Source organism: Pedobacter sp. 10L46_2, assembly GCF_056395165.1.
The window spans coordinates 1-8,762 of sequence record NZ_JBFTIZ010000230.1; the positions used below are offsets into that span (position 1 = coordinate 1).

Annotated in this window: 7 protein-coding genes and 1 tRNA gene; 2 read left to right on the forward strand and 6 right to left on the reverse strand. The window is 40.3% G+C overall.

Annotation, left to right across the window (positions count from 1 at the left end):
* Positions 1–56: 56 nt before the first annotated feature.
* The gene (locus tag AC1DDX_RS20025) at positions 57–2,009 is read left to right on the forward strand and encodes an HD family phosphohydrolase (RefSeq protein WP_477622469.1); all 1,953 of its coding nucleotides are present in this window, start codon (positions 57–59) and stop codon (positions 2,007–2,009) included.
* Positions 2,010–2,200: 191 nt separating this feature from the next.
* A tRNA-Ser gene (locus tag AC1DDX_RS20030) sits at positions 2,201–2,287 on the forward strand.
* Positions 2,288–3,067: 780 nt separating this feature from the next.
* On the opposite strand, the gene AC1DDX_RS20035 is transcribed toward AC1DDX_RS20030, so the two are convergent.
* From AC1DDX_RS20035 to AC1DDX_RS20060, 6 genes are all read right to left on the reverse strand, one after another.
* A complete protein-coding gene (locus tag AC1DDX_RS20035) occupies positions 3,068–5,572 on the reverse strand; it encodes a cation-translocating P-type ATPase (RefSeq protein ID WP_337716628.1) in 2,505 nt (834 codons plus the stop codon).
* Between the two features lie 82 nt (positions 5,573–5,654).
* Positions 5,655–6,344, reverse strand: coding sequence for a VIT1/CCC1 transporter family protein (locus AC1DDX_RS20040; protein ID WP_099437513.1), 690 nt, complete (start codon positions 6,342–6,344; stop codon positions 5,655–5,657).
* Complete coding sequence (locus AC1DDX_RS20045) at positions 6,334–6,795, reverse strand: cytochrome b/b6 domain-containing protein (protein ID WP_477622470.1); 462 nt, start codon at positions 6,793–6,795, stop codon at positions 6,334–6,336. Before AC1DDX_RS20045 ends, AC1DDX_RS20040 begins: the two co-directional genes overlap by 11 nt.
* Before the next feature lie 47 nt (positions 6,796–6,842).
* Complete coding sequence (locus AC1DDX_RS20050) at positions 6,843–8,063, reverse strand: DUF3570 domain-containing protein (protein WP_337716630.1); 1,221 nt, start codon at positions 8,061–8,063, stop codon at positions 6,843–6,845.
* A gap of 8 nt (positions 8,064–8,071) precedes the next feature.
* Positions 8,072–8,224 (reverse strand): DUF4266 domain-containing protein, encoded by a 153-nt coding sequence (locus AC1DDX_RS20055; RefSeq protein WP_288879068.1) that lies wholly within the window; start codon positions 8,222–8,224, stop codon positions 8,072–8,074.
* Positions 8,225–8,303: 79 nt separating this feature from the next.
* Positions 8,304–8,762: FAD:protein FMN transferase (locus AC1DDX_RS20060; protein ID WP_477622471.1), on the reverse strand; the 459-nt coding region annotated here is incomplete at its 5' end.

The window sequence follows — 8,762 nt, forward strand, 5'->3', positions numbered from 1 at the left end:
AAACATTCAAATGAAAAATTAATGTTATTTTTGAATCAAATTCAACATAAATCGCTTTGGCAAAAATCAACAAGAATTCTCACAGGGTACTTTACCGTAAGTATACATCAAACATTAAGTATATCATGATGGTGCTTTCTGTATTGATAATAACTGCTTTTTTACCAAAACAGCCACGTTTCAGGTACGAATTTGAAAAGGGAGAGATCTGGAAAAATAAGGACCTTATATCTCCATTTAATTTTGCAATATTAAAGACAAACCCACAAGTAGATACAGATAAAAAGGATGCATTAAATAATGTATTGCCTATTTATACTATAAATAAGTATCTGATTAATGATGTTGAAGAGGCTTATTTAAATGAGTTTGATGTAAAGTGGAGAAGTAATGCCCTTCCAGAAAATGAAAAGGAACAATACAGACAGGCCTCGTTTAAACTTTTAAAATCGATTTACGATAAGGGGATTATTGCAATTAATGCCAAACATCAAAAAGGAAGTAAGAATTATGATTTCTCTTTGCTGGATAATAATATAAGTAAAGCGGTTAGTACTCAAGATGTATTTACCGTACAAACTGCTCTTGATTATTTTAAAGATAATTTCCAGTCTGTAAATCTGAAAGTTAAGGAGGTAATTGTTAATCTTGTTGAAGATCATTTGCAGCCCAACATTATTTTTAATGAGAAATTGACGGCTATCGTACAAGAGAATGCAATAAATAGTCTTTCTACAACCAGAGGAATGGTTCAGAAAGGCGAGCTGATCATTGCTAAAAATAATGTGATTGACGACGAGATTTACCAAAAGCTGCAGTCATTTAAGGAAATATATGAAGCGCAGTCTAAAACAATTGGTGATAGCAGCCTGGTTTATTTTGGTCAGATCCTGCTTGTAGGCTTTAATGTTTGTTTGCTAATGGTGTTTTTACACTTGTTTCGTAAGGATATATTTGCCGACAACCGTCAGCTTTCTTTGATATTACTGGTAACGACGAGTATGCTTTTGGCCTTATCTTGGGCTATAAAGCTTAGTCTCCCTAGTTTATATTACATTCCATTTTGTATAGTCCCCATTATTATAAGGATATTATTTGATACCAGGTTGGCACTATATCTGCATTTATTGGTGATCCTGATTGCCGGTTTCTTTGTGCCAAATAGCTTTGAGTTTGTATTTTATCAAACAACTGCCGGTATGGTGGCTATCTATAGTATTCGGAATTTGGTTAAAAGAGAGCAATTGCTATTGTCGGCTTTATTTATATTGTCGGCATATTTTATTTCTTTTATTGGCATTGCATTATTGAGGGAAGGGGCTATCGGTCAGATAGAATGGATGAATTTTGTTCCATTTATTGTTAGTGTATTGCTTTCTTTGCTTGCTTATCCTTTGATTTATGCTTTTGAGAGGCTGTTTGGAATCACCTCTGATGTTGCATTAATTGAGCTTACTAACACTAATAATAAACTGCTAAGGGAGCTGGCTTTTAAAGCTCCTGGTACGTTTCAGCATTCTTTGCAGGTAGCAAATCTGGCCGAGGCCGCAATATTCAAAATAGGAGGGAACTCATTGCTTGTTCGGGCGGGGGCATTGTACCACGATATTGGTAAAATAGAGAATCCTCAATATTTTATTGAAAACCAAAATACCGGACTTAGTCCGCATGATAAGCTGCCATATGAACAAAGTGCCCAGATCATCATTAAACATGTGCACAAGGGCATAGAGATCACACGTAAGCATCAATTACCCGAAAGTGTGATAGACTTTATAAGAACTCACCATGGTAATACCCGTGTAGATTATTTTTATCAGTCGTTTTTGAAGAATTCTCCTGAAAAGTTTGTTGATGAGAATATCTTCCGCTATCCGGGACCTATACCTTTTTCTAAAGAAACTGGTGTTTTAATGTTGGCAGATTCGGTGGAAGCGGCCTCAAGAAGTCTGAAAAATCCGGACGCCCAGAGCATAAATGAGCTGGTTGAACGCATTATTGACTATTAACTGGAGCAAAATCAATTAGATAATTGCGATAGTCCATTAAAAGATCTCGAAACTATAAAGCTGATATTCAAGACAATGCTTATGAGTATCTATCATGTTCGAATAGATTATCAACAAACTCTATAAAATTTCTTTTGCAAATATTAATGAATTGCTATATTTGCAACCTCGAAAGGGAGATTTCGAGATACGGAGGGATGCCTGAGTGGCCGAAAGGAACAGTTTGCTAAACTGTCGTACTGGCAACGGTACCGAGGGTTCGAATCCCTCTTCCTCCGCAAAGCCGGAAAAGTGTCTGTTTTTAGAACACTTTTCCGGCTTTTTTATATCTATTTGAAAACGAATGAATTGTGTTTGTTTTTGAGTTTCTAAAAATAGAAGAGATAAAATTACTCAGCAATCTCATTTAAGCGTCTAAAAATATTTTTTAAGTTAATTTACTGTATTTCAATATGTTGTTTGTTTTTGTCTGATACGAAAGAATGAGGACGTAACATTGAAATTCTGAAAATTGTAAGAGGGGACATGGGATTCGAACACCTTCATAGATCCAAATACTAAGGTTTTTGTATGTACTATTAACGACAGTTCGTATTTTCTATAGTCAACTTAGCAAAGTTTACTAGAAAACTTAGTGTTTCTTGTGATTTAACATTTTGTTTTTTAGGGTTTTATATCTTTCTCTTGTTAATGCTAAAACTACCATTTCTTTGATAAACATGGTATTCCTACTGCTTTGTAGATACTCATGATACTCTGCTCACAGTCTTTCTTAATAATCAGGAAATCTTCATTTTCGATTTCTCCATTTTGTATAAGTTCTTTGGTTTTGAGTATCCTTTTGTAGCCTGTTCATATGGCCTTACCCGGATATATAAATATACAGTTTGTATGCTACTCAATTCCTTCTAAAAGGATGAAAATTGATTGTTGTTCCCACAATGCAATATTATTTAATAACTTAATAATAGATTGACAAGCAATTCTAGAATGAATATTTTTTTTGGAAAATCCTAATAAACTTCAGTAGGAAAATTGGCATTTACGATGACTCAACATTATGTTACCGACTGAAGCCTCTTTTTCCATTTAACAAATTCATGCCAGATTACGGATGAGAATCCGATGCCAATACTGAGGGACAGCTGGATTAAGCTCAGTGACTGAAATCCAAAGAATACTGTTAATGGTTTGATGTAGAGAATAGCACCTGAAATAAGTATAGTGATCATAATTATGAGAAATACCAGGTTGTTTTTGTACTTTATGGTAGTAAGTAGAGAATAATAGAAAGATCTGTTAACCAGAGTGAGCAATACATTTGCCGCGATTAAACAGGTAAATACCATGGATCTTGTGAGGAGTTCTCCATAACCATGTTGAACGGCATATTGATAGATAAATAGAGTTCCTGCGGTAATCATTAATCCTTGCAGGATGCTTGTGGTCAATTCTTTCCCGCTGAAAAATGTGTTAGAAAAAGGGCGCGGTTTCTGAAGCATGGTGTTTTGCTCTATCGGTTCATTTTCATAAATAATGGAACAGGTTGGCCCCATCACCAGTTCTAAAAATATAATGTGAATGGGAGAAAAAATATTGGGATAAATCCAACCCAGGGCTAAGGGAATAAATACGGTTAATATGATGGGGATGTGAATAGAGATGATGTATTGAATTGCTTTTTTCAGGTTGGTGTAGATTCTTCTGCCCATTGCTATAGCAGTTACCATTTTGGCCAGGTCATCTTCCAGCAGGATCAATGAAGCGGCTTGCCTGGCGATTTCTGTGCCTCTTTTTCCCATTGCAATCCCAATATGTGCGGCTTTCAGGGCAGGACCGTCATTTACTCCATCACCGGTCATGGCAACGATTTCATTGTTTGATTTTAAGGCGTTAATGATCTTGAGCTTCGCATCCGGGAACATCCTGGAAAATATGTTCATTTGCATTACAGTGCGCTGAAGTTCTTTTTCCGGCATTTTCATAAGCTCATCACCGCTGATGCTTTTTTCGTACCCTTTGAACCCGATTTGTCTGGCGATAGCGGTGGTGGTTGCCGCATTGTCCCCGGTGATGATTTTAACGGCAATTCCAGCCTGGTAGAAATCCTTTAATACTTGCTCAATGTGTTGTTTGGGCGGGTCATAAAAGGCCAGCATACCGATGAATTTAAACTTAAATTTTTGCTGCTGATCCGGAAACTGAGATCCCGTAAAATCCGATTGGCCTACTGCCAGGACGCGGTATCCCTGTGAGGCAAGTGAGTTAACAGCCATTGTAATCTTTTCTTTTTCAAAAGCCTCAAGTTCCGATACCGCAATCAGGGCTTCAGGGGCRCCCTTAGCTGCGATGATCCGTATCCCGCTTTTATTTTCAAATATGTGGGTCATCATGGGCGGTTTTCCACCTAAAGGATATTCGTGAACCATTTTATAGTCCGGGCGTTCATCGGAGAATGTAGTTTCAGCATAACCATGGTGTAAGGCGACTTCCATTGGATCGAATGGAATAGGTTCACTGGCCCACATCCCCATTCGGATCAGGGCTTTTTCTGCATCATTAAGACCCTGGTCAGGAGCTGCTATTTTATCGGATGCCAGCAGATATAGTCTGGCAAGACTCATTTTGTTTTCGGTAATTGTTCCGGTTTTGTCTGTGCAGATTACCGTCGCACTGCCCAGTGTTTCTACGGTTTTCATCTGTTTGACCACGACCCCCATTTGCATCATGCGCCATGCCCCCAGTGCCATAAAAGTAGCGAAGGCCACCGGTATTTCCTCTGGCAATATACTCATGGCAAGGGTAAGTGCCTTTAACAGGCTATCCAGTACATCGAGGGAATTAAAGTAATTAATGCCCCATACGATGCAAAAAACGGCTGCTCCGGCAACCACCATTTTTTTGATAAAATTGTTGATTTGAATTTCTAGTGGTGTCTTTTCTTCTTTGATATCTTCCAGACTTTTACCAATTTTTCCCAATTTGGTGCCATTTCCAATCGCTGTAACCACTGCTATGGCCAGCCCGCTGGCTACAGTGGTGCCCTGGAAAACCTCGTGATTGGTACTGTCTTTGTCTTTATATACCGCAAAGGATTCCCCGGTAAGTATAGACTCGTTTACAGAGAAGTCATTAGAATGAACAATACTGCCATCGGCGGTAACAGAGGTACCTTCTTGAATGATCAGATAATCACCGATTACAATTTCTTCACTTTTAATCTCGGTGGTCTGACCATCCCTGATGACCTTGCAATGTGGCTGACTGTAGGTTTTCAGTTTATCCAAAGCATTTCTGCTTCTGGAGTCCTGATAAAGTGAAATAGCCGCTACTAAAATAACTGCTGATGCCAGAAAAATGGCATCTGACGATTGACCGCTAATGAGGTAAATAACCGCGGCGGCCATCAGTAAAATAACCATTGGTTCTTTTGCCAGGTTTTTAATGGCATCTATAAGCGCATACTCCTTTTTAGAGGTTAAACGGTTATCACCATTTTTTGATCTTGAGGCAATCACTTCTTGCTTCGATAATCCGGGGATATTAAAGTTGTTTGCAGGCATCTGTTTAAGATTGATACTTTAAAAATCGGTTATATTCCCGAGCATAGGAGTGATTCAGATCATTGTTTTGCTTGATTCCTGCTCAGGTGGTTTTTACCCCAAAAAGATAGCCAACCAATGCGGTCATGACCATGGCTGCCGTTCCCCAAAAGCAAATTCTCAGGACGGCCTTTCCCCGGCTAGAACCACCTGCTTTTGCCGCAACCAATGCTGACAAGCCCAGGAATACTATAGAAAAGCCATATTGGTAAATGAGCATCAGTTTTATTGGTGCAAATATCGAAACCAGCAACGGGAGCAAGCCACCAATGATGAAGGAAGCTGCTGAGGCTAATGCTGCCTGCATCGGTTTCGCCTGGGTGATCTCGTTAATACCTAGTTCATCCTTAGCATGCGCCCCCAGGGCATCATGGGCAGTGAGTTGGACTGCCACTTGCTTGGCCAGGTTTTCATCCAGGCCTCTTTGGCGATAAATATTGGCCAGCTCCTGTAGTTCCGCATCCGGTGTATTCTCCAGCTCTCCTTTTTCTCTCGTCAGGTCAGCGACCTCGATGTCCGATTGTGAGCTTACTGAAACATATTCCCCTGCAGCCATGGATAATGCTCCTGCTACCAGTCCTGCCAGTGCAGCAAGAACAATCGGTTCCCGTGTGGTACTTGCTGCTGCAATCCCTATTGCCAGACTTGTAGTAGAAAGGATGCCGTCGTTTGCCCCTAAAACTGCAGCCCTTAACCAGCCGCTTCTGTTGGTATAATGTTCCTCAATTTCCATACGATGTTTTACCTCCATTGATCATGTCTGATACGATGCCCTTGTTTTCTTTTCTTTCAGCCAGTAATACCCCTGCAATGTGTACTCCAATAAAGATCAGGATCAAATACATACAGAAACCATGAAATTCTTTGATGCTGTGGCTTGTCCCCTTGCTGATACCCAGTTCCTGATCAAATGCCATAGACAGTCCTGTAACGCCCATAATAATTAACAGCAGGTAGAAAATAAGGTATAGTGCTTTAACGGTAAGATCGTGCAAAGCCAGATTGGATTTTTTACTGTGCCTGCGATAAGTCTGATATGCACTGTTCAAGCTGCTGAAAAATTTTTGTTTACGAGGTTGAAAAATTTCAGCAATTAACCTGAACAACAATATTGCGACCAGGGCGTAACCAAAATAGATATGGATGCCCCAAACCGTGTCTGCAAGGCGATGGGCGACGGTCAATATCTTTTCTTAGCGGTTCGATAATAGCCATGGCGATTGTGTTAATCTTATTTTACTTTTAAATTTAAGGTAATAATGTTAGAAACCAGTCCTGTAGATCTGCTGTAATGTCCGTATCTCAGTTCCAGCATGTTAAGATGTTGCCAGCCAAATACACCATGGGGTGGGGCAAGTCGTATCCCTGCGCCATAGAAATCACTGTTCAGAGTAGATAGGTCATAATCACTGGTAAAATAGGCAGCGGAAGGATCATGTTGGCCATAGGGAGCGAAATAGCGTGATCCGGTTTGCTTGTTATAACGATAAAAAGGACTTAAAGAGATAAATGAGGTTAGTTTTACAGGAACTTCTATTTCGGCAGTATGGGCCCTGATGCCCCAGTTATCCATGAAATATCTGTAATAAGTTCGGATGATGACCTGATCACTCGCAAAGTAATTTAACCGGGCTGCAATAGGTAGCTTATAACGCTTGTCGGGCAAGGTTTCTGCTCTTAAAGAGCCATCCGTAAAATAGTCGCGCTGGTATTTGGTGGCCAGTAAACCTTTCTGGTAAGCTGGCTCGACCATGATCAGTGCCTGCAGCTTTTGGTTGATGACCTGGGAAAGAGAGAAAGCGGCACTGAATGAATTTCTTGGACTTGATCCCTCACTTTTTGATTCCCTGCCATTGCCTGGATTGGTTTCAGATCTCAGTTCAACGGGTAGGATGACTTTCCAGGTATCCAAAAATGCCTGCAGTTTGAAATCAAACTGCGTATTTTTATCTTTTGATAAACGAGTAAGGTTAAATCCTGCCCCTAAGGATTGGTAGTCATATTCTGTTGAAAAGGATCCTATAAAGCCGATAGCATTCCCTGTTTTTTCATTACTGTGTGTCCAGTTTAGCGAAGGGTAGACACGCGTGTCTGCCCTGGAGGCAGAAGAGATGGTGCCTGGATCTATTTTATCCGATGAAGCAGAAGTGTAATGGTCTACACCGAGTTCAAACAGAAAAGTGTTTTTATTCCCTGCTTTGTTGAATTTAGACAGCTGCAAATCGAAGGTGTTTGCAAAATCTGTTAGTTTTTCAGTTCCTATACCACCCGTTACAGCCGAATTGTTCCCATCCTGATGGTAATATGCTGATACCAGGTTAATTTCATCAATTTTGAGTTTTCTGCTTTGGTAATTGCTCGTGTCGGAAGGAGTGGCTTTAATTTTAATTTGTCCGTTGGCACCTAATACACCGAGGAACAGCATGAGTACATGCAGATAAATTTTTCTCATTATTTCCGCTAATTACAACCACAACCACCACCACTTTTTCCGCCATTGGCACCCGATCCGCCTTCCCGGTAGAGCTGGAAACTTTGTTCAAATTTCTGAGCTGGTCTCGACGATAAGGTCATTTCGGCGTCGTTGAGCTTGTTTTTTTGATAGGGTTTCACTGTTGCGCACGCACTCAGCAAACTGAGGGCAAAAAGGCTCGTACCTAGAAGTACTGATATTGGAATTGACGTTTTCATATCATTGTTTTACATTAATATTTTTGGAAGTATACAAACGGTCAAAATCATCTATAATGATGCATGCGACATGTTGCAACTGGTTGATCAGATCAAGACCTACCTGAACGCCCATTACCACTACTGGTGTGGCCAGGGCATCAGCCAATTCAGCGCTCGGACAAAGGATACTTACACTTTTGATTCCGCTAACCGGAAGACCGGTCTTAGGATCAATGGTATGCGAATATTTTTTGCCATTAATGGTAGCATATTTTTCATAATTGCCAGATGTTGCAATGGCCATGTTGCTGATGTTTAATGAAGAGAAGGGAAGGTTGCTTTGGTTCGGGTCAGCGATGCCTATGGTCCAGGGTCTATCGTTTAACTGCATGCCCCAGGTCACCAGGTCACCCGCGGCATTAACAATTCCAGCTTTGATACCGATATTTTGCAAAACAAGCTTGGCCCGGTCTGCGGC

Bases quoted from the DNA above. Each gene is read 5' to 3' on its own strand.
- AC1DDX_RS20040 (WP_099437513.1), bottom strand. From the start codon at position 6,344: ATGGAAATTGAGGAACATTATACCAACAGAAGCGGCTGGTTAAGGGCT.
- AC1DDX_RS20050 (WP_337716630.1), bottom strand. From the start codon at position 8,063: ATGAGAAAAATTTATCTGCATGTACTCATGCTGTTCCTCGGTGTATTA.